Source organism: Parabacteroides sp. 20_3 (assembly GCF_964238835.1).
Taxonomy (GTDB): domain Bacteria; phylum Bacteroidota; class Bacteroidia; order Bacteroidales; family Tannerellaceae; genus Parabacteroides; species Parabacteroides distasonis.
Window position 1 is genome coordinate 734835 of the sequence record NZ_CAXSNO010000001.1, and the last position, 24674, is coordinate 759508.

20 protein-coding genes are annotated in these 24674 nt (G+C 47.1%); 7 read left to right on the forward strand and 13 right to left on the reverse strand.

Going from position 1 to position 24674, the window contains the following annotated elements; translation table 11 throughout:
- Positions 1–52: 52 nt before the first annotated feature.
- Together ACESPU_RS03150 and ACESPU_RS03155 are read right to left on the reverse strand one after the other, a co-directional pair.
- Entirely contained in the window at positions 53–1156 is a 1104-nt protein-coding gene (locus tag ACESPU_RS03150) for a transcription termination/antitermination protein NusG (RefSeq protein ID WP_217799588.1), read from the reverse strand.
- Positions 1157–1665: 509 nt separating this feature from the next.
- Positions 1666–2598, reverse strand: coding sequence for a site-specific integrase (locus tag ACESPU_RS03155; protein ID WP_009276318.1), 933 nt, complete (start codon positions 2596–2598; stop codon positions 1666–1668).
- A 155-nt stretch (positions 2599–2753) separates the two neighbouring features.
- Here ACESPU_RS03155 and ACESPU_RS03160 point away from each other — a divergent pair, with 155 nt between their 5' ends.
- From ACESPU_RS03160 to ACESPU_RS03180, 5 genes are all read left to right on the forward strand, one after another.
- Positions 2754–3257, forward strand: coding sequence for a DUF4494 domain-containing protein (locus tag ACESPU_RS03160; protein WP_005855722.1), 504 nt, complete (start codon positions 2754–2756; stop codon positions 3255–3257).
- Between the two features lie 4 nt (positions 3258–3261).
- On the forward strand, positions 3262–3930 hold the full coding sequence (locus ACESPU_RS03165) for a YggS family pyridoxal phosphate-dependent enzyme (RefSeq protein WP_057327156.1): 669 nt from the start codon (positions 3262–3264) through the stop codon (positions 3928–3930).
- A gap of 29 nt (positions 3931–3959) precedes the next feature.
- Positions 3960–4937: a dihydroorotate dehydrogenase-like protein gene (locus ACESPU_RS03170; protein ID WP_005855718.1), complete on the forward strand. Its 978-nt coding sequence runs from the start codon at positions 3960–3962 to the stop codon at positions 4935–4937.
- 209 nt (positions 4938–5146) lie between these two features.
- Positions 5147–5512, forward strand: coding sequence for a MarR family winged helix-turn-helix transcriptional regulator (locus ACESPU_RS03175; protein WP_005855716.1), 366 nt, complete (start codon positions 5147–5149; stop codon positions 5510–5512).
- A 67-nt stretch (positions 5513–5579) separates the two neighbouring features.
- Positions 5580–8048, forward strand: a complete 2469-nt coding sequence (locus ACESPU_RS03180; RefSeq protein ID WP_057327154.1) for an FAD-dependent oxidoreductase — start codon at positions 5580–5582, stop codon at positions 8046–8048.
- Between the two features lie 69 nt (positions 8049–8117).
- Here ACESPU_RS03180 and ACESPU_RS03185 read toward each other — a convergent pair whose 3' ends face one another.
- From ACESPU_RS03185 to ACESPU_RS03210, 6 genes are all read right to left on the reverse strand, one after another.
- A complete protein-coding gene (locus ACESPU_RS03185) occupies positions 8118–8375 on the reverse strand; it encodes a DUF2442 domain-containing protein (RefSeq protein ID WP_005855712.1) in 258 nt (85 codons plus the stop codon).
- Positions 8376–8390: 15 nt separating this feature from the next.
- A complete protein-coding gene (gene serS, locus ACESPU_RS03190; protein ID WP_009276314.1) occupies positions 8391–9665 on the reverse strand; it encodes a serine--tRNA ligase in 1275 nt (424 codons plus the stop codon).
- Between the two features lie 47 nt (positions 9666–9712).
- Complete coding sequence (locus ACESPU_RS03195; protein WP_121956657.1) at positions 9713–10252, reverse strand: NlpC/P60 family protein; 540 nt, start codon at positions 10250–10252, stop codon at positions 9713–9715.
- Positions 10253–10381: 129 nt separating this feature from the next.
- Positions 10382–11092 carry a LytTR family DNA-binding domain-containing protein gene (locus ACESPU_RS03200; protein ID WP_011966047.1) on the reverse strand — a complete coding sequence of 237 codons (711 nt, stop codon included), beginning with the start codon at positions 11090–11092 and terminating at the stop codon, positions 10382–10384.
- The gene (locus tag ACESPU_RS03205; RefSeq protein WP_057327152.1) at positions 11089–12111 is read right to left on the reverse strand and encodes a sensor histidine kinase; all 1023 of its coding nucleotides are present in this window, start codon (positions 12109–12111) and stop codon (positions 11089–11091) included. The genes ACESPU_RS03200 and ACESPU_RS03205 overlap by 4 nt, the downstream gene beginning before the upstream one ends.
- A 98-nt stretch (positions 12112–12209) precedes the next feature.
- Positions 12210–14201 (reverse strand): glycoside hydrolase family 97 protein, encoded by a 1992-nt coding sequence (locus ACESPU_RS03210; RefSeq protein WP_195284008.1) that lies wholly within the window; start codon positions 14199–14201, stop codon positions 12210–12212.
- Between the two features lie 82 nt (positions 14202–14283).
- Here ACESPU_RS03210 and ACESPU_RS03215 point away from each other — a divergent pair, with 82 nt between their 5' ends.
- Entirely contained in the window at positions 14284–16023 is a 1740-nt protein-coding gene (locus ACESPU_RS03215; protein WP_048928395.1) for an SGNH/GDSL hydrolase family protein, read from the forward strand.
- A gap of 12 nt (positions 16024–16035) precedes the next feature.
- Here the strand turns inward: ACESPU_RS03215 and ACESPU_RS03220 are convergent, their stop codons facing one another.
- Both ACESPU_RS03220 and tsaD read right to left on the reverse strand, forming a co-directional pair.
- Positions 16036–16572, reverse strand: a complete 537-nt coding sequence (locus tag ACESPU_RS03220) for a CinA family protein (RefSeq protein ID WP_081024263.1) — start codon at positions 16570–16572, stop codon at positions 16036–16038.
- A 40-nt stretch (positions 16573–16612) separates the two neighbouring features.
- A complete protein-coding gene (gene tsaD / locus ACESPU_RS03225) occupies positions 16613–17632 on the reverse strand; it encodes a tRNA (adenosine(37)-N6)-threonylcarbamoyltransferase complex transferase subunit TsaD (RefSeq protein WP_005865403.1) in 1020 nt (339 codons plus the stop codon).
- Between the two features lie 139 nt (positions 17633–17771).
- Between tsaD and ACESPU_RS03230 the strand changes: the two genes are divergently transcribed.
- Positions 17772–22235: a translocation/assembly module TamB domain-containing protein gene (locus tag ACESPU_RS03230; protein ID WP_373133140.1), complete on the forward strand. Its 4464-nt coding sequence runs from the start codon at positions 17772–17774 to the stop codon at positions 22233–22235.
- Here the strand turns inward: ACESPU_RS03230 and ACESPU_RS03235 are convergent.
- The 3 genes from ACESPU_RS03235 to mtgA are packed head-to-tail and all read right to left on the reverse strand — an operon-like array spanning position 22192 to position 24537.
- Positions 22192–23124, reverse strand: a complete 933-nt coding sequence (locus ACESPU_RS03235) for a tRNA-dihydrouridine synthase family protein (RefSeq protein ID WP_158532470.1) — start codon at positions 23122–23124, stop codon at positions 22192–22194. The genes ACESPU_RS03230 and ACESPU_RS03235 overlap by 44 nt on opposite strands.
- Position 23125: 1 nt before the next feature.
- Positions 23126–23791 (reverse strand): lipoyl(octanoyl) transferase LipB, encoded by a 666-nt coding sequence (gene lipB / locus ACESPU_RS03240; protein ID WP_008771720.1) that lies wholly within the window; start codon positions 23789–23791, stop codon positions 23126–23128.
- Complete coding sequence (gene mtgA, locus ACESPU_RS03245; RefSeq protein WP_158532471.1) at positions 23737–24537, reverse strand: monofunctional biosynthetic peptidoglycan transglycosylase; 801 nt, start codon at positions 24535–24537, stop codon at positions 23737–23739. The genes lipB and mtgA overlap by 55 nt, the downstream gene beginning before the upstream one ends.
- Between the last annotated feature and the right edge of the window lie 137 nt (positions 24538–24674).

Sequence of the window (24674 nt, forward strand, 5' to 3'; positions counted from 1 at the left end):
TTGATTTCTGAATCTTGAATCTTGAATTATTTAATTCATTATTCCTTATTCACTATTCATTATGTTTCAGCCACCGGTCGTAATCACGTAAACGACGTATCAACACGGTCTTACTCTTCTTGGGCGAGGGCTCCTCCATCCAAGGGTCAACCAGCTCGTGCGCCATGCGCTGGTAGAGGCTGCTGTCCGTACAGCCGTACAGCGTGACCAGCAGCAAGGCACGGGATTGCCCCGCTTTTATCACCGGGAGCATGCTGCGCATCGTGGAGCGCAAACGATCGAACTCATCCGACTCGCCCAAAAGCAGATAGGCAGGAAGGAGCAAAGAGTAAAGCTTGCAACGGATCACGTCGGTCTCACCACGGAGAGAGGCGTAGCCACGCAGGACCTCACGGGCCAGACGGGCATCCTCATCCACTACCACGCCGGAGGCGTGGTAACGGCCCAAGGCATCGTGCAAGCCCTCCGACAGACGGTCGTTGTCCAAATGGGTATAGACGTGCTTACCCTTGGTATTCAGCTCGATCAACTCGTACTCCCCAGCTCTCACCTCGAACAAGGGGACCCACAGACAGTCGAGGATACGCACCATCACGTCCTTATGCCCACCGCCCGGCTGCACCACCACCTCCGCCTCCATGTCGGTAAAAGGGCCGGAGGTGATACGCACACGGTCGCCTTTCAACAAGCGGCCGCTATCTGGCACGTATACGGGAAGCTCGTTGGAGTAAGAAGCTGCGACCCAACGCAAGGTATCCATCTCACGATCCGAGAGGTACGGGAAATAAGACCGCCCGCCGGAGGAAACCCGGGGGAGGAAATTATACAGGGGAAGCGTACGCTTCAGGCGGAAGATCTCGTCCTCCGAGGCGTGGACGAACACGTAGTTGTACAGCAGGGGCCGTTTCGTGTTGACCATCTTACCGCCCACCTTCCTCGCCTCGACATACGAGGGGGAGAAATACTCGAACAACGCCTCACCACGACGCTCACGGCGGGAAAGCTCAGCGTCCAGCCCCTTCGAGGGGCTGATCCTGTCACGCCCGCCACCGGCGGTAGGGAGCGTGAGCACGTACCAGCGGACGGCCTCCTGGTCACGTCGCTTCAGAACATGCGCCATGAACCTATCCGAGCACTTGCCTGTCAATATATCCATCTCTATGATTATCTTTTCTAGTGGTTATCCCGTGGCCCGAAAACAGACCCCACGGCAATTCAGAGCCCTACCAAGAATCTTTTATATCATCTTGATAAACAGCGTTTTATATTTTTAAATATGGCATTACTGAAAATTACCATCTCTTGAAATCTTAGGCTACTTGGGGAGTAGCCTAAAAGGTGCGAGAACGCTTATCACCCGGTTGTAGAGACGGGGCGTGCCCCGTCTCCCACCGGGTGATAGTATCTTTAAGTTACCATTTGGAGGGGATGAGACGGGGCACGCCCCGTCTCTACAAGAATGTATGTTCGATTTTTAGAAGGGACGTGATGATGTAGGAAATACGAGATCATTTCGTCTCTATTGCCATGTCTATACACTAGGAATAAGAACGAAGATTTAAGGAGAATCAAGGTCGGAGCACAAACTAAAACTAATGATTGCTTGTTATTTGCTATTTTTTGCTACATTTGCACCGTGAAATGAACGCTACTCCCCAAGTAGCCTCAACCCACCTCTGGCATATAATTATATACATTCTCAAAGCAAGACTTATTTACCACCGTCATCTTCTCCAACGAGAAACTTCTTAGATAAATCTGGGTTGTCTTGATGGACTTATGCCCCAATAACTCGCTGATCATCTCAATGGGGACATTTTGTTCCTTCAATGCCATGGCGAAGGAATGACGGATCGTGTAAGAAGTCACATCCGAGGCTATTCCCGCAACCTCCTTCAACGTCTTCAAGTTCCGGTTAAACCGGGACAAGGCCGCATTGTATTCGAGATATTCCTCATGGCCGTTCTTCGTCCCACTTAAAAAGGGAAATAAATAGCCGGAGCCTCCACCCCTCTCACCTGCCAGCTCCTTATACATAGCCTCCGCCGTATCCAAGACCTCCAACCGCATAGAGGTCCCGGTCTTCTGGCGATTGTAATCCAATATGCCGTTCTTGATATTACCCCTATTCAAATGGGCGAAATCAACGAACGACATCCCCCCATATTGAAACATCAAGCAAAGCGTCAGCTGTGTCTTCCTCAACTTCTCTCCTTTTACCGGGACAGTCATCAAGCGATTCAAATCTCCCAGAGGCAAGGATTTCTTGCGCTGGCTTTCCACACCCGTAAAAACCCCCTTGAATAAAGAGGGGATAAACGCCGCCTCGCCATTCTCCACCGCCTTGTTATAGATACAACGCAAACGGCGGATATACGTGGAGACCGTATTACGCATGCAGCCTTTCTCCAACAAATAAGCCTCGTACCGGCGAAGAGTATCCTTATTTATATATGTATATGGGATACGATCCGTCCCGCTATACCGTATAAAAGAGTTCATCGCGTCTTGATAACTTTTCGCCGAGGAATACCGTCCTTCCTTTTGTAACAGACTTATATACTCTCGCATCCCTTCCACCAAATCTTTCTCATCCATATCTCTCTATTTTAAATTCCAACTGAAAACAAACACGCGAAATTAGACATCCTGACAAATTATATCTTTTGCGGCAAGTTGTTTTATTGACGAATAGCCACTATATTTGTACGTTGTTTTAAACAGAGTACAGACTAAATTAAAAAGTAAAGCATATGCACAATTGGTTTGAATGTAAGGTCTCTTACGAGAAAATGCTGGAAAATGGCATGCAGAAAAAAGTAACCGAGCCTTACTTGGTAGACGCCCTGTCTTTTACGGAAGCGGAAGCTCGCATCATCGAGGAGATCCGCCCCTTCATCACGGGTGAATTCACGGTAACAGACATCAAACGAGCTCGTTTATCCGAATTATTCTTCAACGAGAATGGTGATCGGTTCTATAAGATCAAGGTTTATTTTATCACGTTGGACGAGAAGAGCGGAGCGGAAAAGAAAACCGCCGCACAAATGCTTGCCCAAGCCACTACGCTGAAAGAGGCCATCGCCGTATTGGAAGATGGAATGAAGGGTACATTGGCGGATTATACCATCGCCTCGGTAACGGAAACCCAGTTGATGGATGTATTCCCATTCGATGCGAACAGTATTCCCGGCGAGAAGAAAAGTGGCGAGGAACTGATAGCGGAGCAAAAACAACAAGCTGAACAAAGAGGATAAAAACATGAGTATCGCTCAAAACATAGTACAACTGAAAACGTCGCTCCCGCAAGGGGTGACGTTGGTTGCCGTCTCTAAGTTTCACCCGGTGGAGGCTCTATGGGAGGCTTACAACGCCGGACAGCGGGTGTTTGGCGAAAGCAGGGCACAGGAACTGAGCACCAAGCAAAAAGTACTACCTGAGGATATCGAATGGCATTTTATCGGCCCGTTACAAAGCAATAAGGTAAAAGATATCGCTCCTTTTATTCATTTGATCCATAGCATAGACTCCTTGAAGCTTTTGGCTGAGGTGAATAAACAAGCGAAAAAATACGACCGCACGATCCGGGTATTATTGGAGATCCATGTGGCGCAAGAGGAATCCAAGCACGGACTCAGTCCTGAGGAATGCAAGGAGTTGTTGCGTGACGAGTCCTTGGCCGAATTCCAGCATATTCGTATTTGCGGATTGATGGGCATGGCTACCAATACCGATGATACGGGGTTGATACGGGAAGAATTCCGCAAGATCCATGATTTATTTATCGAACTGAAAGAGACGCTCTGTAAAGATAATGTCGATTTCAAGGAGATATCCATGGGGATGAGCCATGATTACCCGATCGCTATCCAAGAAGGAAGCACCTTGATACGGGTGGGTACCAGTATCTTTGGCGAACGGGAATATTAAAGTAATTATTAAATCTAAATATAGGCAACATGATTGACATTAAAACCCAATATGCGGGGTTAACACTTCGCAATCCGATTATCGTAGGGAGCTCCGGACTCACCAATAAGGCGGAACGTAACAGGGATTTTGAGAAAGCAGGTGCTGGAGCGATCGTATTGAAATCTCTTTTCGAAGAGCAGATCGAGATGCAGAGCGAGGCTTTGATGCAAGACTCCGATTACCCCGAAGCGGCGGATTATATCCGTGGTTATGTAAAAGCGAATCAAGTAAATGATTATCTGGAACTGATCAAGAAGAGCAAGGAATTATGTACGATCCCCATTATCGCCAGCATCAATTGCTATAAGGCGGACGCTTGGATCGACTTTGCCCGCCAAATTGAGTTAGCGGGAGCGGACGCTTTGGAATTGAACGTGTTCTTCATGGAAACCGAACTGACCGAAGATTTCGAGAGTATCCGGGATACGTATGTCAGTATCATCCGCAAGGTAAAAGAGACCGTATCGATTCCGGTTATCATGAAGATCGGAAAGAATTACAGCAATATTCCTTCGCTGGTTAATTTGTTGAAAGTAAACGGTGCTGATGGTGTCGTGCTATTCAATCGTTTCTACCAGCCGGATATCGACATTAATAATATGCAGATCGTTTCGGGTAATGTATTTAGCAATCATTCCGATTTGAGTGACACGATTCGCTGGACGGCTATCGTATCCGGAAAGATCCCGGGAATCAGTATCGCTTCCTCTACCGGTGTGCATGATTGGGAAGATGTCGTTAAATGTCTATTGGCCGGCGCTTCCGCCGTACAGATGTGTAGCGCTGTCTATACACATGGAGCGGAAATCATCTCCCAAGTATTGACTTGCGTGGAAGAGTGGATGCATCAGGCACATTACCAATCCCTTTCCCAATTCCAAGGCAAATTGAATTACGCCAATATCCCGAACCCGGCGATGTATGAGCGTTCACAATTCATGAAATATTTCTCCAACAGAGATTAAAAGAAATACCTAGTAGTAAAGACGGGGCGTGCCCCGTCTCATCCCAGCTAAATGGTAACTTAAAGATACTATTCAGACGGTGATGAGACGGGGCACGCCCTGTCTCTACTATAGGGTAATATACAATAGTCTTAATTATTTTCCACTAGAAAGTATTTTTATTAGAAAATAGTTATATCTTTGCATCATCAAACAAGTTATAAAGAAATATGGAACCAATTTGCGCCATAAAGGATATCTATAAGATACTGTACCAGTTCGAGAAAAATTTCTCGGAAGTACATGCTATCACCATCAACGAGGCCATGTTGCTTTGTTGCTTAAAGGATAATGAGGCAAAGTCGGCAGGAATGATTTGCGATTATATCGGTCTTTCAAACTCCCGGGTCTCAAAGGTGATCACCTCTGTCGAGAACAAGGGGTTTATCCGCAGGAACATCAATAAAGAGGATAAGCGGCAAATGTTTTTCTCGCTCACCCCAAAAGGGAAAGAGAAAATACAACAGATGATGCAGGCCGAGCTAAATATGGATAGCCTGTTCAATCAACTCAAAGAATACATACAAAAGGGATGAATCCCTTTTTTTAACTAATTATTGTCTACTAACAAATATGTATAATACAAATTAAATAAAAATAGATATGAAGTACTTGATTATTGGAGGTGTAGCCGGTGGAGCTACCGTAGCAGCCCGGCTGCGTAGAATGGACGAGAAAGCGGAAATCATCCTTTTCGAACGTGGAAAATATGTTTCTTATGCAAACTGTGGATTACCTTATTATATAGGAGACACGATCAACGACCGGAATAAATTATTCGTACAAACCGTGAAAGGCTTCACGGATCGATTCCGCATCGATATCCGTACGGAGCAGGAAGTGACCCGAATCCTTCCCGAATCCAAGCAAGTGGAGGTGAAGAAACTCGGCACAGGAGAAACCTACACGGAGACTTACGATAAACTAGTGCTCTCTCCCGGTGCGGAGCCTTTGCGTCCACGCATCGAAGGAATCGAGAGTAAAAAGATATTCACGTTACGTAACGTGCCGGATACGGACACGATCAAGAATTACGTGAACACGGAAAAGCCCCGTACCGCCGTTGTTGTAGGGGGTGGTTTCATCGGCTTGGAGATGGCGGAGAATTTGCATGAGCTGGGTGTCCATGTCACCGTCGTGGAAATGGCTAACCAAGTGATGGCACCCCTCGACTATTCCATGGCCGCTATCGTACATCAGCAATTGATCGGCAAGCAGGTAGGCTTGATGCTGGAAGATGGCGTATCTCGTTTCGAGGAGACTTCCAGAGGCGTGACCGTTCATTTGAAAAGTGGGAAGCAGATCCCGGCGGATATGGTTTTATTGAGTATCGGTGTCCGTCCGGAAACCCGATTGGCCAAGGAAGCGGGACTTACGATCGGAGCACTCGGCGGTATCGCTGTCAATGAATATATGCAGACCTCGAACCCGGATATTTATGCGTTGGGAGATGCCGTGGAAGTACGCCACCTCGTGACAGGCAAACCAGCCTTGATCCCATTGGCGGGTCCAGCGAATAAGCAAGGACGTATCGTAGCCGATAATATCGTATCCGGCAATAAGGAAACTTATGACGGGACGATGGGAACCTCTATCGCCAAGGTATTCGACTTGACGGTCGCCACGGCGGGAGCTAACGCTAAGCTGTTGAAACGGGAAGGAATCGCTTATCAATCCTCCTATACGCATGGAGCCTCGCATGCGGGATATTACCCGGGAGCCGTGCCTTTATCGATCAAGATATTGTTTGCGCCGGAAGACGGACGACTGTTAGGGGCGCAAGTCGTAGGTTTCGGAGGCGTAGACAAACGGATCGAGATGTTAGCGCAAGTGATCCAGCGGAAAGGTACGGTCTATGACCTGACGGAGTTGGAACATGCGTATGCTCCTCCTTATTCAGCCGCTAAAGATCCCGTAAATATGGCCGGGTTCGTAGCGGAGAACCTACTTACGGGAAAAGCGAAAGCGATCCAGTGGAGAGAGATCCAGAACTTATCGCCAGATACCGTACGTATCGATGTCCGTACCCGTGACGAGTACAGCTTAGGGACAATCCCCGGCTTCATCAATATCCCGGTTGATGAGTTAAGAGAACATTTGGCGGAACTGCCCAAGGATAAACTGATCGTAGTGACTTGCGCCGTTGGATTAAGGGGCTATTTGGCTTATCGCATCCTGACTCAAAATGGCTTCACGAATGTCCGAAACCTATCCGGTGGTTACAAGACTTGGAGTGTAGCGACAGCAAAGATCAAGAATGAGCCGGCCTGCGCACCTTGTTCGTCCGAAGCTGTTTCTGATAAGGCATCTGGTAAAAGTAGCTCTTGCAAATCGACTCCGGCAGCTACGGCGATTAAGGTAGACGCTTGCGGATTAATGTGTCCGGGACCAATCATGCAGTTGAAAAAGAACTATGAGAACTTGCGGGAAGATGAGTCATTGGAAATCACCGCAACAGATCAGGCTTTCGGAAAAGATGTCTCTTCATGGTGCAAGATAACCGGGGCAGAGTTAGTCTCTCTGGAAAATAAGGGAGGCACGATCGCCGCCACGGTACGAAAAAAAAAAGCTGAATGCAAAATAGCGACAGGTGGTAATAGTGCCGACAACAAGACATTGATCGTTTTCAGCGATGACCTCGATAAGGCGTTGGCCTCATTCGTCATAGCAAACGGGGCTGCCTCCACCGGAAAGAAGGTGACTATGTTCTTTACTTTCTGGGGGCTTAACGTGATTAAGAAACGGGAAAAACCTGCCGTATCTAAAGATATCTTCGGCAAGATGTTTGGCTGGATGCTTCCGGCAAATAGCGAAAAGCTGAAACTATCTAAAATGAATATGGGTGGAGCCGGCAGTTGGATGATGCGCCTTATCATGAAGAAGAAACGGATCGACAGCTTGGAAAGCCTTATGGCACAAGCCGTAGAGAATGGTATCGAGATGATCGCCTGCACGATGAGCATGGACGTAATGGGCGTCAAAAAAGAAGAACTGATGGATAACGTTGTCCTAGGAGGCGTAGCCACCTATCTGGAACGTGCGGAAGACGCGAACGTAAACTTATTCATCTAATTCATTCAAAAAAAATATCCCAGCATATCCACAATAAGGACAATGCTGGGATATTTTATAAAAAAGAGATTATACGAAGTCCAATGTTGAACGTTTCATAATAAGAGGATAACGTTCTGGATGTTTCAAACTTTCGATCTCCAAATCAACATCTAACTCCGGCCATTCTATCGCATTACGCCCAGCCATCCGAACATTTAACACATTACTAATACGTGCTTCTTTCAACCATGGAACACGATTATATGACAGAAAATAATCCCGTCCTAACACCGAAAGCATAATACCCTGCGCATTAATCATTAATACGTTTACCGATGTGTTCATCAAATGATTTGATGCTTATTTAATCATATCAAACCCAGTGTAAGGGATCAACGCTTTCGGGATGCGGATGCCCTCGGGGGTTTGGTTGTTTTCCAATAAGGCGGCTACGATGCGAGGTAAAGCCAAGGCACTACCATTCAAGGTATGGCAAAGTTGCGTTTTCTTATTCTCGTCACGATAGCGGCATTTCAAGCGGTTGGCTTGATACGTATCGAAGTTGGACACGGAGCTAACTTCCAACCAGCGTTGTTGTGCCTCGGAATACACCTCGAAGTCAAAGCAAAGGGCAGCCGTGAAACTCATATCACCCCCACAAAGACGAAGGATGCGATACGGCAACTCCAACTTCTGAAGTAATCCCTCCACATGATTCAACATCTCTTGGTGAGATTGCTTAGAGTGCTCCGGTTTATCGATCCGAACCAACTCCACCTTAGAAAATTCGTGCAAACGATTCAAACCACGTACATCCTTGCCATAAGATCCGGCCTCACGACGGAAGCATTGTGTATAAGCGCAATTCTTGATCGGTAACTGCTTCTCATCCAGAATGACATCCCGATAAATATTTGTCACGGGCACCTCCGCTGTCGGGATCAAATAGAGGTCGTCTACCTCGCAATGATACATCTGTCCCTCCTTATCCGGAAGCTGTCCCGTACCATAACCGGAAGCCGAGTTCACCACCGTAGGCGGCATGATCTCCAAGTAACCGGCGTCACGGGCCTCATCCAAGAAGAAGTTGATCAACGCACGTTGCAAACGAGCGCCCTGTCCTTTATAGACCGGGAAACCAGCTCCCGTGATCTTAACACCCAGATCGAAATCAATCAAATCATATTTCTTCGCCAATTCCCAGTGCGGAAGAGCGTTCTTCGGAAGTTCCGTTTCCATACCTCCCATTTTCTCTACCACATTGTCCTCGGCGGAGGTACCCTCGGGCACCTCATCGTAAGGTACGTTCGGGATCGTATAAAGTAAGTTCTGCAGCTCCTCGGCAGCCTGATCCATCTCAACCTGCAAAGCCTTGCTCACCTCCTTGATCTCGGAAACATGTTTCTTAGCGGCCTCCGCCTCTTCCTTCTTGCCCTCTTTCATTAATTGTCCGATCGACTTAGAGGTTGCGTTTACCTCCGCTAGGTTCTTATCTAATTGATTTTGTGCGATACGTCTTTTATCATTCAATTCCAACACTTTATCGATGCTTTCTTTCGCACCCTTAAAATGTTTCTTTTCCAGTCCACGGATTACGGCATCCGTGTTTTCAGTGATTAATTTGATTGTCAACATATTCTATTTATGTTTAATAGTTTTTCTAAGACGCGAATTTAGTAATTTTATTTTACCCGACCACCCGTTAACCAAGTTCTTGTATAATAAGGTTCGCTAAGGTTACTTACCATCACGCCGCTAGAAGTACTGGTATGGATGAAGCGCCCATTTTTCAAGTAAATCCCCACGTGATTCGGAACGCCACGTTTCCCGCCACGACCCGTCTTGAAAAATACCAGATCTCCTTCCTGCAATTTGGCACGACTCACTTTCTTGCAATTATACTTCAGCATATCCGCCGAGGAACGAGCCAGCTGCTTTCCGTATACCTCCCGATAAACGATCGATACGAAACCGGAGCAATCCACGCCCCGTTTCGTGCTCCCTCCCAATTTATGACGTACACCCAACCAACGGGCCCCCTCGTTGTACAAGAATATATTATCTTCCGGAGTGATACGTACCCCATATAAGCGAGCCAACTCCTTCGGTCCCTTGAAATCGGCGGGCAAAGCTACTTTTTGTTGTTTTTTGCTACCGCACGAGGTCAGACATATAAGCAGGATAAAGATCCGGATAAACCCTAAAGGAATGCTATTCTTCATATCGTTTTCTCTTAATTAAGGCACGAATATACACATAAAGTTTAGAATGCCCATTATAAGGTTCCTACAATGGGCATTGTAAGGTCGTTAGAATGCCCATCGTAAGGAGCTTTGAATGGGCATCCAAGTTCAAGAAGGTTGAGCAGCTTTCAGATAAGCGTTGAACGCCTCTTTGTAGGCATCCGTCACGTGGATGATCTCCTTCCCGATATAAACGCAATTATTCCGGTCGACGGAACGGATCTTATCCAACGCCACGATATAAGAACGATGTACCCGCATAAAGCGACCGGTAGACAGCATCTCTTCCATGGCCTTCATCGTCACGTGGGTGATAAGCGGACGGGCCTCCCCTTCCAGATAGATCATCACGTAATCCTTCAAGCCCGTCACGTATAATATCCGGGAGATTTCCACCTGCCGCAACTGGCTATCCACCCGCACGAAAAGGCTGCCTCTCTCCTCCTTCACGCTACTCATCTCAAACCATTGGCGGGCCTTCTCCGCAGCTCCGAGAAACTTATGGTATCGGATGGGCTTCAGCAGGAAATCGAGGGCATTCACCTCATAGCTATCAAAGGCATACTCCTTAAAGGCGGTCGTGAAGATCACCCTCGTACCGGGGGGCACCATGCGGGAGAGGTTCAGCCCGTCCAGATCCGGCATCTGAATATCCAAGAAAAGCACGTCCACCGAAGACTCACGCAACGTGGAGAGTGCCAGCACCGGATCATTGAAGGAAGCCGCCAGCCTCAGATAAGGCGTACGGCTTACGAAGTCCTCCAGCATCTTCACCGCCAAGGGCTCATCGTCTACGATCATGCAAGTCAGTGTTTTCATAAGCAGTCTCGAAGTGTTATTTGAACAAAGTAACTATTTTCCCGGAGCGCTTGATCATATCGGTAACGACCGGGATAAGCCAGATCCAGCCTACGCCTCAGGTTTTCCAACCCGATCCCCGATCCGCTACGGTTCACATCCGGTTTCGGATGGTCGCTATTCTCGCAGGTAAAAACAAGGTCATCTCCTTCCGCCTTGAAACGAATACGTACGAACGACGACTTACGGCTATTCACGCCATGCTTGAATGCGTTCTCTATTAAAGAGATGAACAAAAGCGGCACGATCCTCATCGGTTTAGGCGGAACTTGCAAATCCACTTCCACGGTAGCCAGTTCATTGCAGCGCAACCTCATCAGCTCGATGTAATTATTCATGAACTCGATCTCGCCTTCCACCGGTACCAGCTCATGGTTCGACTCATAGAGCGTATACCGCAGCAAATCGCTCAATTGCCCGATACTTTCTTGCGCCGTATCTTGGTCTATCTGGACCAAGCTGGATATATTATTCAAGGTATTAAAGAGAAAATGCGGATTCAACTGGTTCTTCAGCCAAGCCAGTTCCGCCTCGGCGTTTTTCTGCCGTTCCTCTTTCAAACGCATCTGCATATCGCCCCAGCGTACGATATAACGGAATCCCACGGCACATCCAACCACTAGCAAATGTAAGAAGAACGCTCCGAAAGCGACCATATACATTCCCGAACGCCATTCGTCCGGGAAATCCGCCTTAGGAGAAAATATCCATAGGTTAGCCCCCGTGATCAATAGCAAATTCATCAACCCAAAGAGCATCTTCCGATCCCGATAAAGCAAATAGGGAACCAATACATAGAAATTAGCGGTGAAAACAATAGCCAACGGAGTAATGAACCCCGTATTAATCTTCCACACCTCGAAAGCCGAACTCGGATTAAAGCGTATGAAAAAATCGATCGCAGGAGGAATCAGCCATAAGGTGATCCACAATAAAGCCTGTCCTCCCGCCAATATATAATCTTGCCTCGTGAGTTTCATAATACGTTTTTTATAAAAGTAAGCGAATCTAACGCCTGCGCCTATGAACGCAAGCGTTTATTCGACGAGTGGCAGGGTCGCTTTAGACGAAAAAAGAATTATCGTTTCTGGATACGAGCCGCATAGCCTCCACCGGGAGCCATACGGATCTTTAATTTGCGATCTGTCGGGACTGGGATTACCTCTTTCTTATAATCACGGGCAGCACGATCGGCATTTATGCCATCCTTGAATAATTCCAAAGTATAATCACCTTCGCCCAAGAAAGACAAGTCTAAATCCAGCTCCCTCGGCGTCCAGTTGGTCAACGCCCCGATATACCAATCATTACCATGACGGCGGGCGATCGCTACATACTCGGAGACCTTTCCATCCAATGAGACCGTCTCATCCCAGATAGTGGGAATGTTAGAGATAAACTCCGTACATTCCTTTTCCCTCCTGTAATTAGACGGGGCATCGCACAACATATTGAAAGGAGACTCGAAGATCACGTAAGTAGCCAACTGGCGGCAACGGGTTCCTTGGCTCATCGGCTCCGAGTTTACCGGGCGATAATTACCTTTAACGGCGTTACGCATAGCGCCTTGCGTATAATCCATCGGGCCAGCGATCATACGGATGAATGGGATCGTGACATCGTACGTCACCATATCGTAAGACTCGGGAGACCATTTCAGTTGCTCCAAGCCATTCACACCCTCATAGTTCAATACGTTCGGATAGGTCCGTTGAAGACCTGTCGGCTTGAATACGCCATGGAAATCCACTAGCATCTTATATTTCGCGCATACCTCGGAGGCCTCATAAATAAAGTTCACCATTTCCTGATCGTCACGATCCAAGAAATCCACCTTGAAGCCTTTCACGCCCATATCCGAATAATGCCTCACGACATTCTCCATATCACGAGCGAAAGCCCAATAACCCGCCCAAAGGATAATTCCGACATTCTTGGACTTACCGTAATCCACCAATTCTTGAAGGTCGATCTCCGGTATTACTTGCATCATGTCCGCTTGCAGGTTCACGGCCCAGCCCTCATCCAAGATTACGTACTCGATGCCATGCTCGGCGGCGAAGTCGATATAATATTTATAGGTGGGATTATTGATTCCGGCACGGAAATCCACGCCGTATAGATTCCAGTCGTTCCACCAATCCCAAGCCACCTTACCCGGCTTGATCCAAGAGATATCGTTTACCCGGGAGGGAGAAGCCAGGCGGTAGACCATATCGCAATCGGCCAACTCCTTATCATTCCGGGAGATTATAAACGCACGCCAAGGGAAAGAACGGGTCCCGGATGTTTTGGCGATATAGTTCTCACGCTCTTTCACCAACATCTGTAACTGATTATGGCCGCCTTGCTCCTTCACTTTCGGATAAGGCGCATGAACCGCTTTCAAGGAAGGTTTTCCCGTCTCGTTATTCAAGAACATCCCGGGAAAATCCTCTAGATCGGCTTCCGTGATACAGACCTTGCGACCGTCTCCCAGATCCACCAAAAGAGGCAGGATCTTCAGGCGTTTATCATTTAGGCTAGAGATCGTCTCGTTTACGTAGGGCTGCTCGAAGGAGTTGAAGAATTGCTCCTCGAACGTCGGCTTCGTACTATTCACGTAAGCGGTGAATGTCTTATAATCCGAGGGGAAGTTATAGACGGCCTCCTCGTCGGCGATAACGATCGGTTCCTTTCTTTTCGTCGTGAAACGGTAAGCGACTCCATCGTTATACACCCTAAAAACCAGCCCGTAGTTTCCCCGGAACGAGATTTGCATCTCATTATAGATATCCTTTACTACGTCCTTCTTATAGAACGGAGAGGGTATTTCCTTGTCTACCGAGGTCTTCGTCACTTTCAAGACTTTCGGGTTAGCGCCAAGTACCTCACCTCCTTGTAAAGTCATAGATACGGCAGAATTCATCACCTCCGAATGATCCTGTACGATAGCGAAAGTGACTTTATCGGCTACCGTAACCTCCACCTTTATATCCCGGTTCGGAGACTGGACTTGATAATTCTTCTGGGCGATCGACGGGATAGCGCCCATTAAAAAGAGAAAAGCAAATAGAATGTTTTTACTCATGGTTTATTGATTTAAGTTTGTTTATGAATACAAATATATATTATCTTTGTCATATTCATAACAAAAAACAAATAATACCGAAATGATGAGACTTCACAAAATCCTCTTAACGCTCGTATGTTTCACGGTTCTCTCCGCCCACGCACAATGGAAATGGCTCAACCCGCTCGAATGTGGATTCCCTGTCATACAAAACCAAGGATGGACCGAAGAGATTGGAGACCGTTACGTTCGGCTTCCCCAAAGAGCCGAAGGCAAGGTACGTAAACCCGTCTGGGATTTATCCCGCAACTCCGCCGGTTTGGCAATTCATTTTTTCAGCAACGCCCCTGAACTAAAAGTACGCTATCAAGTAAGCGGACCGCTGAATATGCCACATATGCCCACGACAGGCGTATCCGGTGTAGATCTATATAGTATCGATAGCGATGGCCAATGGAGATTTTATTTCGGCGGTTATCCTTCCGGAGATACGCTTCAATATCATTATACGAACATAGGCAAAGATCTGTATCATGACAGGGGCTATGAGTTCCGCCTCTATCTGCCTCCTTATAATACGATAAAGTGGTTGGAAATCGGCGTGCCCGAAAACGATGAGCTTACGTTTATCCCCGTATCGCCCGAGAAACCGATTCTTTTATACGGAACCTCGATCGCCCAAGGCGCATGCGCCTCTCGCCCGGGCATGACTTGGGGCACGATCTTGCAGCGTTCTCTGGGATATCCGCTTATCAACCTAGGCTTCTCCGGTAACGGACGTTTAGAGAAAGAGGTATTGGATTTTATTTGTGAGATAGACGCACGCCTTTATATCCTTGACTGCCTGCCCAACCTCACGCCAAAGAGCAAAGATGAGATCACGCAACTCGTATCGGACGCAGTCAAGCAAATACGTGCCACCCACTCCTCTCCGATCTTATTAGTGGAGCATGCCGGATATAGCAACGCACCCGCCGACGATACGAAGTTACAAGATTATACACGCATGAACGAAGGAGCTAAAAAAGCATTCGAGGAATTGCAGGCACAAGGGATAAAGGATATCTACTACCTTACACGAGAAGAGCTGGGACCGCACCCGGACGCTTGGGTAGATTACGTCCATCCTTCCGACTGGGGCATGGAAACACAGGCGAATGCCGTAGAGCGGAAAGTACGGGAAATATTACGCATCCCCGAAGGAGACCTCTCTACTACAAAGCCTGTCACCCAGCGCCGGGAACCCAATAATTACGAATGGCAAAAACGTCACCGGGATATTCTCTCGCTGAATCAAAGCAACCCGCCTCGACGGGTGATCCTAGGTAATTCCATCACGCATTTCTGGGGAGGAGAGCCCAAAGGACCGTCCGTGCGAGGTCTGGAAACATGGGAGAAAATCATGCGTCCAGCTGGGTTCCACAATCTCGGATATGGTTTCGACCGTATCGAGAACGTACTTTGGAGAGTCTATCATGGTGAATTGGATGGATACAAGGCTGAGGAAGTAGTATTGATGATCGGCACGAATAACATCGGAATCAACAATGACAATGAGATCGTGGAAGGCATTCGTTTCTTGCTTTCCGCCATCAGGCAACGGCAGCCGGAGGCCAAGATCAAGGTAATCGGCATCTTGCCCCGCCGTAACCAAGAAGAACGGGTAAGGAACCTCAATCTCCGTATCCGTCAAATAGCCGAGACCGGATGGTACACGTTCAAGAACCCGGGTACGAAGTTGCTTCAAGAAGACGGCAAGATAAACGAATCCTTATTCTCAGACGGATTACACCCGAACGAGGAAGGCTATAAACAAATCGTGGACGAGATCGCCCATTAAGCGATAATCCCTTTACTCACGAATCAATCCGAGCAACATACGCAACGCCGCCTCTGCCGACAAGCGAATGTTCTCCATACGAGGATTCTCCCCGAAATGATAGCACTCGGAGAGAATCCTCTCCTTATAAGCGGCGGCAATCCATACCGTTCCCACCGGTTTCGAGGGAGTCCCGCCTCCCGGCCCGGCGATCCCGGAGGTAGCGACGGCACAATCACATTCCAATACCCGCATAGTTCCACGGGCCATCTGCTCCACGACCGGCTGGCTTACGGCCCCGAAAGTGTTCAAGTCCGCCTCGGAGACACCGAGCACATGATGCTTCACCTCGTTGCAATAGGCTACCACGCCCCCGGTGAAGTATTCCGAGCTGCCCGCCATGGAGGTTATCATGCTGGCAATCTTTCCGCCTGTACAACTCTCTGCCGTACCCATCATCAGGTGTCCTGATTTGAGTGCGTCCGCTACTTCTAACTCTATTGGTAAATCATCTACTTCCATTGTTATAATGATACTAGGAGTTTCATTATGGGAAAACAATAGTTTCATTAGGAAGAAACTTTTGTTTCTCTATAGTAAAACTATTTTCCTATAAGACAACCCTAGAAAAAGGAGCGGCATCCATCGGACAGAACTCCTTATCCATATACTTATAATATCCCGTGATAGCTACCATAGCGGCGTTATCCGTGGTGAACGAGAACTTCGGGATATGCACTTTCCAGCCATAACGTTTGGCGTGATCCAAGAATGCCTCACGCAAACCGGAATTGGCCGATACACCTCCGGCGACAGCTACTTCCTTTATATGCAAATCCTTCGCCGCCTTACGCAATTTACTCATCAAGATATCGATTACCGTAGCTTGCAAGGAAGCGCATAGGTCTCGCTTGTTCTTCTCAATAAAATCCGGATCATCTTTCAAATGATCACGCAAGGTATATAAAAAGGAGGTCTTCAGGCCACTGAAGCTATAATCATATCCGGGGATATGCGGCTTGCTGAACGTAAAGGCATTCGGATTACCCTCGTTCGCCAAACGATTCACGACTGGGCCACCGGGATAACCCAGTCCCATCACCTTGGCGCATTTGTCGAAAGCCTCTCCCGCAGCGTCGTCGATCGTCTGGCCGATCACCTCCATATCATTATAAGCGTTCACCTTTATGATTTGCGAGTTACCGCCCGAAACCAACAAGCAAAGGAAAGGAAACGAGGGAGCATGGTCATCGTCCGGAGTCTCCTTGATAAAATGAGCCAACACGTGAGCCTGTAAATGATTGACCTCGATCATCGGGATATCCAAGGAAGCGGCCAACCCCTTGGCGAACGAGGTCCCGACCAATAAAGAACCCATCAAACCCGGCCCACGAGTAAACGCCACGGCACTCAACTCGGACTTATCGATGCCGGCACGCTTGATGGCCTCGGCTACTACCGGAATGATATTCTGCTGATGGGCACGGGAAGCCAACTCGGGGACAACCCCGCCATAGGCCTCATGAACGGCTTGACTGGCTATTACGTTGGACAGCATCACGCCGTCACGGATCACCGAAGAGGAAGTGTCATCGCAAGAAGACTCGATTCCTAATATTGTTATACTCATATCTTCGTCTTTTTTTCCGCGAATTAACGAAATCTATCGCGATATTGTTGTAGATTTGCGCTAAATAAATAGAAAAGATATCAGAGGACTTAAATACATAATCATTACCCTACTTACGTTATTCTGGATATTCTATGCGCTGCCGGGCATCTTGCTGAGAATCCCTTACATTCAAACCCAAGTCTCGGAAGTAGCCACGACCCAGTTATCCAGCCATCTCGGTGTGCCCGTAAAGATAGGTAACGTGGATATCGAATGGTTCAATCGTCTGGTACTGGAAGGGCTTTATCTGGAAGACCAAGACGGGAAAGTCATGTTCGAGGCGAACCATGTGGCGGCGGGATTCGAGATCATGCCGTTACTGGAAGGGAAGTTCGTCTTCACGACGGTACGTTTGTTCGGTTTCTCCTTCAACCTACGAAAACATACGCCTGAAAGCCCTTTGAACCTACAATTCGTGATCGACGCTTTCGCCAGTAAGGATTCGATAAAGAAAGAGAAGAATATCGATCTCCGTTTCAACTCCATCATGATCCGAAGAGGTAATTTCAGCTATAACGTGGATAGCGAGAAAGAGACCCCGGGAAAGTTCAACGCCAAGCATATCGATATCAAGAACCTGAGTGCCAAGATATCCCTCAAGGCTTTTAACAAGGACAGCGTGAACGCCCATATCAAGAAGATGAGTTTCGATGAGGCGTCCGGTTTCTCCTTGAATAAGTTATCGCTGAACGTGGTCGGGAACCGGGATAGCGCTTTCGTGCAGGACTTCGAGGTACGCTTGCCGCAGACAGACTTGAAGATCGGGCGTGCCCGGATCGATTTAAGCGAGATCGATAGCCTTCCCGCTCTCTTGAACAACGCTCCGATCGATTTGAATATAACGCCTTCGCAAATCTGCCTGAAGGACTTATCCCCTTTCGTCCCGGCGTTCAAGAACTTCGCCGACACGATCGAGTTATCGGCCGAGGCAAACGGCTACATCAATAATTTTAACTTGAAGCGCCTCACCTTGAAGTATAGCGATAAGATGCTGTTTATCGGCCAGATGGAATTAAAGAACATCACCCATCCCGAGGAAACGTATCTTTTAGGGAAGGTGAATAAGATGTATATCACGACAGACGGCATCTCCAGTTTGGCCAATAACTTCAATGAGCGTCCGAAGAGTCTCCCGGCCCCGGTCGTCAAATTGGGGACGATCAATTTCACGGGCGAGATATCAGGCTTTTTTGATAACCTAGTCGCTTTCGGAAAATTATCGTCTTCCATCGGCTCCATACAGACAGACTTGATATTTGGTAGCAACAAGGATAAGAATATAGCCGCTTACCTACGGGGACGCATCGCCTCCAGCAACTTGCGGCTCCATGAGTTATTTGGCGAGAATAATCCTTTCGGGGAGGCTCGCTTCGACATCAATATCGATACCCGTAGACCTGTTGGCGGAAATTTCTCCGGAAATATCCAAGCACAAGTCAAGGAGTTCGATTATAAAGCTTATAAATACAAGGATATAAATCTTTCCGGTAATTTCAAGAAGAGTAGTTTCGATGGGACTATCCATGTAAACGATCCCAATGGCGAGTTATACGCCCAAGGTATCTTCCAGCACCAAGGGCAAAACTCCTTGTTTAATTTCACCGCCCGCCTCGATCATTTCCGGCCGGACCGATTGAACCTGACGGACAAATATGAGGCGCCGAATATCTCCTTGGCTTTAAACGCGGATTTCACCGGAGATAATATCGATAATCTGGAAGGTAGCATCACGTTGGACAGTCTTTCTTTCGAGACCACTCCCAGCAGCTTCTTCCTTAAGAAATTCGAAGTAGTTGCCTCGGGGCATAGTCTCGACCGGCAATTAACCATAACGTCCGATATCTTGAATGGAGAGGTCACCGGGTCTTACTCATTCAACACGCTAATCCCCAGCCTTATGAATACGTTCAAGGGATATGTGCCAGCCTTGATCAACACGACCCAGAAAAAACAAATCGTGAAGGAGAATAACTTCGCCCTCCTATTAACGATCGAGAATACGGAAGCGCTTTCTACGACATTGAAACTACCGTTCACGATGGTGCAACCCGGACGGATCACGGGACATTATAATAATATTTATAATAAGTTCCGTATCGAGGCGTGGCTTCCGAAGTTCAATCTCGGGAAATCCATGTTCGAATCCGGCTACTTGGTTTGCGACAATCCGAACGATAAGGTAAACCTCCAATTAAAAACGATTAATTACAACGACAAGGGACTGCGTAATTACCTTGATCTCAAGGCAGACGCTAAAGACAATCTGGTGAATACCATGATTGGGTGGGCGAATAATAAAGAGCGGTTATTTAAGGCCGACATCTCCGCCTCTACCCTTTTTGTCGAGGAGGAAAGCGAGAAAGGGCCGGCCAAGTTACGTACGGAAGTCACGTTGAATAAAAGCCCCCTCATTATTAAAGACACGCTCTGGACCATCAATCCAGCGAATATAACAATTCGTGAGGGCAAGATCGGTATCGAGCATTTCCGGGTAGATCATGAGACCCAGTATTTATCTATGGAAGGGACGATCTCGAAAGATCCGGCAGATACTTTATTAGTAGACTTGAAGCAAATAGAGCTGAGTTATGTCTTCGACGTATTGAATATCCCAGTCTTGCAATTCGGGGGTGAGGCGACCGGTAAGTTCTATGTAAACGACTTGTTCAATAGCCGCATGCTAAATACGGATCTGGAAGTAAAGAATTTCTCGTTCAATCAAGTCACCTTAGGTCGTCTCAATCTTTTCAGCGAATGGGACGACGCACAGAAAGGCATCCTTATGCTAGGAAGTATCTACAAGAACGACAGCACTTGGACGGATGTGAACGGTTATGTATTTCCAGTCGGGCCCAATGCGGGGCTATCCTTGTATTTCGATGCCAATGATATCAATCTGGCCTTCTTGCAACCCTTTGTCGATACGGTCGTAAAGAACTTGCAAGGCCGGGGATTCGGAAGTATACATTTGCACGGCCCCTTTAAGGAGCTGAATGTCGAGGGAGATGCCTATGTCATGGATGGAGGAGTCGGCGTTGATTTCTTGGATACTTATTATACCTTCTCCGATTCCGTCCACCTTGACTCTACGTCCGTCAATTTACGGAATATCACGGTCAAGGATCAATTCGGCAACTCCGGAAAAGTCAGCCTTAAGTTCAATCATCTGCATTTCCGGGATTATAGCTTCCTCGTAAACGTGCAGGGTAATAAGATGTTGATGTATAACGCCAACCAGAAAAAGAATCCGCTGATCTATGGAACGGTATTCGCCAGCGGAACGGCGCAAATCAAGGGCAACGGTAAGTTGATAGACTTTGATATTAACATGAAAAGCGAACCTAAGACCGCTATTTATCTGGACTTCATGAATAATAACTCGGCTACGGACTATGATTTTATCACGTTCGTCGATAAAAGCAAGTTGGCAGCTAACGTAGATTCCACGTCCACACACCCATTGAATATCGTACACGAGACAGACGAGGGAGCCGAGCTACGAATGAACTTCCTCCTTGATATCACACCCGATGCCGATATAGAGCTAATCATGGACCCGATAGCGGGAGACCGTATCAAAGGAAACGCCAGTGGAAGTTTACAAATACAATATGGAACAAGAAGTGATCTTCGTATGTATGGCGACGTGAATATCGTACAAGGAAACTATAATTTCAGCTTACAGCAAATCATCCATAAAGACTTTAAGATCAGAGACGGTAGCACGATCAATTTCCGTGGCGATCCCTTTAATGCCCATATGGATATCAATGCGATCTACAATCTGACCGCAAATATCGGAGACTTGGATCAGAGTCTCTTACTAGAAAGTTCTCGAACAAACATACCCGTCAATTGCGTCTTAAACCTTGAAGGCGCATTGCGCAGCCCGTCTATTTCCTTCGACTTAGAATTTCCGAACTCTAACGAGGAGTTAGAGCGTCAAGTCAAAGCGTTTATAGACACAGAGGATATGATGACCCGGCAAATCGTTTATTTGTTGGTGTTAAATAAATTCTATACACCCGAGTATGCCCAAACGACTTACAAGTCTAGCGAGTTAAACGCCGTGGCTTCATCCGCTATCTCAGCGCAATTATCCAATCTGTTAGGTAGTTTCACGGATAAAGTGCAAATAGGGACAAACATACGAGCGGGACAGGACGGTTTCAAGGAAGACACGGAATACGAGATGATATTATCCAGCCAGTTGCTAAACAACCGCTTATTGATCAATGGTAATTTCGGTATGAGAAATACGGTTACTACAGGCAAAAATAACACCTTTATCGGGGAGTTCGACCTAGAATATAAGTTGACCCCCTCCGGTGAGATCCGGCTAAAGGCTTATAACCATGCCAGAGATATGTATTTCGGCCTGAAGCAAGCATTAACCATACAAGGTGTAGGAATCATGTACCGGAAAGACTTTACAAATTTCTCTGAGATTTTCAGAAGAAGAAAGAGACCTCTTTTACCCTTGATCCCCAAAGACTCTACGAATGTCCCTCCCGTAGTCAAAGACTCAACAAATCTTTCACTGCCGACTGATAAGAAGTAAGGGAAGTACTTTTCAATACTTTCTTGCGAAGCCTTTTATCGGCCTCCGGCAAAAGATAATCCCAGATTGTCTTCATTTTAGATAATACCTGATGCTCGCCACCTTCCAACCGGGCAGCATATTCATCCATCAACGACTCATGGAACATGACTAGTTTATCCCGCCTCTCATTCACGGTCAAGACTTGTCCGGACACAAACTCAGTGGCCAGCCAAGGAGAGGCCAATAACCCTCGTCCTAGCATAAGCCCGGCAAGCCCCGGAAAACGCACCTTTATACCTCGGATATCTTCCAGCCCCACTAAATCTCCATTATAATATAAAGGAAGTTTACATTCCTCATAAAAACGGGAGAATCCATCCCAATCGATAGCTCCTTTATATTGCTGTATCCCTAACCGGGGATGCAAGGTTATATGCTTCAAAGGTAACTTATTTAATAAGGACAGAAGCACGAATGACTCGTCCGCACACTCCCACCCCAAACGCATTTTCACAGAAAAAGAAATATCCGGGAACTCCTCAATCGTACGTAATAAAGACTCGGCCTCTTCCTTGTACCGCAAAAGTCCCGAGCCTCTATGGGCACGGACCTGCATAGGGAAAGGGCATCCTAAATTAATATCCGCTTCCCGGTACCCATTCTCTTGGAATAAACGCACGATCGACCGAAACTCGTCTGGTGTGGAAGCGATCAATTGCGGTACGACATGTACCTGCCTATTTCTATCGCAAGCGATATCCTTCAAGTCCTTATTCCGGAAACCACCTTTCTCTATCCTTACAAAAGGAGTATAATAGGTATCTACGCCCCCGAATACTCGGGTATGCGCCTCTCTATAAACCGAATCCGTATATCCTTGCAAAGGAGCGAAATGAATGACTGCCATATCAAGCGAAGATTTCCATGAAAATCGATCTCAATTGACTTTTTGCCAACTCAAAGTCTTGGGGTGCCCCCAACTCCATAGCCAAGGAGGTAACGCCTTTATCCGTAAAGCCACAAGGGTTGATCAATGAAAAGTAACTCAGATCCGTATTTATATTCAAAGCAAAGCCATGCATCGTAACGAACCGGCTGCTTTTCACGCCAATCGCACAGATCTTACGGGCACGCCCCGGTACTTCAGGGTCTAGCCATACACCCGTCGCCCCTTCCAAACGTTCCCCTTTCAAGTCGTAAAGCGACAGGAAACGGATGATCGTCTCTTCCAGCATATAGATGTATTGTTTCAATCCCAGATTCCAATATTCCAGATCAAATACCGGATAACCGGTAATCTGTCCCGGCCCATGATACGTTATATCCCCCCCTCTGTTTATATGGTAAAACGAGACCCCTCGTTCCCGTAAAGTTTCCTCGGGGATAAGCAAATTAGAGTCCTTGCCACTTTTACCGATCGTCAAGACCGGTAAATGCTCACAAAAGAATAATTGATTATCCTCTTTCTTTCCCGTTGCCTTCGCATCCAATAAGACCTCGAAAGCAGCTGTCTGATATTCTAACGCATCGGCATAAGCGATTCGTCCCAAGTCATGATAACGGAAGCTCTCCATTTCTTTCTTTTTTTAACCTTTCCGGTACCGGGATCAACTTGCCCGGCACCATATCCCATTTCTACTTTTATCAGTTTTCCCATTAAGGAAATTATTTTCGCTTGTCGTTTCAGCATATAAGGTGACGGTTTAGCGGAATTAAACTTCCGGGGGTTTGGAAGTGTGGCCGCTATTAGGGCTGCCTCGCTTTTGGTCAATTGGTAGGCATGCTTACCGAAATGAGCCTCCGCTACCGCCTCCGCACCATAGATGCCCTCCCCCATCTCTATCGAGTTCAGATAGACTTCCATAATACGTTCCTTTCCCCATATCCATTCGATCAAGAAGGTAAAATAGACCTCGATGCCTTTCCGTAAATAACTTTTCCCCGGCCAAAGAAATACATTCTTAGCGGTCTGCTGGGAAATCGTGCTGGCACCTCTCACCCTTTTACCTTTCTCGGCCTCGGCCCGTGCCTTCTGGATTTGTTCCACATCAAAGCCATTATGCTCCATGAACAGGTTATCCTCCGACGCTATGACCGCTTGAACCAAAGGCTGGGCGATCTTGGATATAGGAACCCACGTATGATCGAGTTTCATTTTCTTCCCATCCTGATGCTGCTCATACATACGAATAAACATCAATGGCGTATAATATACGGGTACAAATTTATATACCACTACCGCCAATATACTGGATACAAACAGGAAGATCAACAGATTCCTGCACCAGATCCATATCCGTTTTACCAGAGGTGCTATCATATTCTTCTATTTGGAGAGACAAAGGTAAAGAATATTTCAGTTTCCGGCAGACTGAAACTCATAATTTACAGAAAAGGCACTATCTTTGGCTTTTGACAACTTTCCACCCTGTCATATGGTTATTTGATAAATAAATT

Excerpts from the sequence above, each read along its gene's own strand:
- ACESPU_RS03150 (WP_217799588.1), bottom strand. The coding sequence starts at position 1,156 with ATGGATATATTGACAGGCAAGTGCTCGGATAGGTTCATGGCGCATGTT.
- ACESPU_RS03155 (WP_009276318.1), bottom strand. The coding sequence starts at position 2,598 with ATGGATGAGAAAGATTTGGTGGAAGGGATGCGAGAGTATATAAGTCTG.
- ACESPU_RS03160 (WP_005855722.1), top strand. The coding sequence starts at position 2,754 with ATGCACAATTGGTTTGAATGTAAGGTCTCTTACGAGAAAATGCTGGAA.
- ACESPU_RS03165 (WP_057327156.1), top strand. The coding sequence starts at position 3,262 with ATGAGTATCGCTCAAAACATAGTACAACTGAAAACGTCGCTCCCGCAA.
- ACESPU_RS03170 (WP_005855718.1), top strand. The coding sequence starts at position 3,960 with ATGATTGACATTAAAACCCAATATGCGGGGTTAACACTTCGCAATCCG.
- ACESPU_RS03175 (WP_005855716.1), top strand. The coding sequence starts at position 5,147 with ATGGAACCAATTTGCGCCATAAAGGATATCTATAAGATACTGTACCAG.
- ACESPU_RS03180 (WP_057327154.1), top strand. The coding sequence starts at position 5,580 with ATGAAGTACTTGATTATTGGAGGTGTAGCCGGTGGAGCTACCGTAGCA.
- ACESPU_RS03185 (WP_005855712.1), bottom strand. The coding sequence starts at position 8,375 with ATGAACACATCGGTAAACGTATTAATGATTAATGCGCAGGGTATTATG.
- serS (WP_009276314.1), bottom strand. The coding sequence starts at position 9,665 with ATGTTGACAATCAAATTAATCACTGAAAACACGGATGCCGTAATCCGT.
- ACESPU_RS03195 (WP_121956657.1), bottom strand. The coding sequence starts at position 10,252 with ATGAAGAATAGCATTCCTTTAGGGTTTATCCGGATCTTTATCCTGCTT.
- ACESPU_RS03200 (WP_011966047.1), bottom strand. The coding sequence starts at position 11,092 with ATGAAAACACTGACTTGCATGATCGTAGACGATGAGCCCTTGGCGGTG.
- ACESPU_RS03205 (WP_057327152.1), bottom strand. The coding sequence starts at position 12,111 with ATGAAACTCACGAGGCAAGATTATATATTGGCGGGAGGACAGGCTTTA.
- ACESPU_RS03210 (WP_195284008.1), bottom strand. The coding sequence starts at position 14,201 with ATGAGTAAAAACATTCTATTTGCTTTTCTCTTTTTAATGGGCGCTATC.
- ACESPU_RS03215 (WP_048928395.1), top strand. The coding sequence starts at position 14,284 with ATGATGAGACTTCACAAAATCCTCTTAACGCTCGTATGTTTCACGGTT.
- ACESPU_RS03220 (WP_081024263.1), bottom strand. The coding sequence starts at position 16,572 with ATGAAACTATTGTTTTCCCATAATGAAACTCCTAGTATCATTATAACA.
- tsaD (WP_005865403.1), bottom strand. The coding sequence starts at position 17,632 with ATGAGTATAACAATATTAGGAATCGAGTCTTCTTGCGATGACACTTCC.
- ACESPU_RS03235 (WP_158532470.1), bottom strand. The coding sequence starts at position 23,124 with ATGGCAGTCATTCATTTCGCTCCTTTGCAAGGATATACGGATTCGGTT.
- lipB (WP_008771720.1), bottom strand. The coding sequence starts at position 23,791 with ATGGAGAGCTTCCGTTATCATGACTTGGGACGAATCGCTTATGCCGAT.
- mtgA (WP_158532471.1), bottom strand. The coding sequence starts at position 24,537 with ATGATAGCACCTCTGGTAAAACGGATATGGATCTGGTGCAGGAATCTG.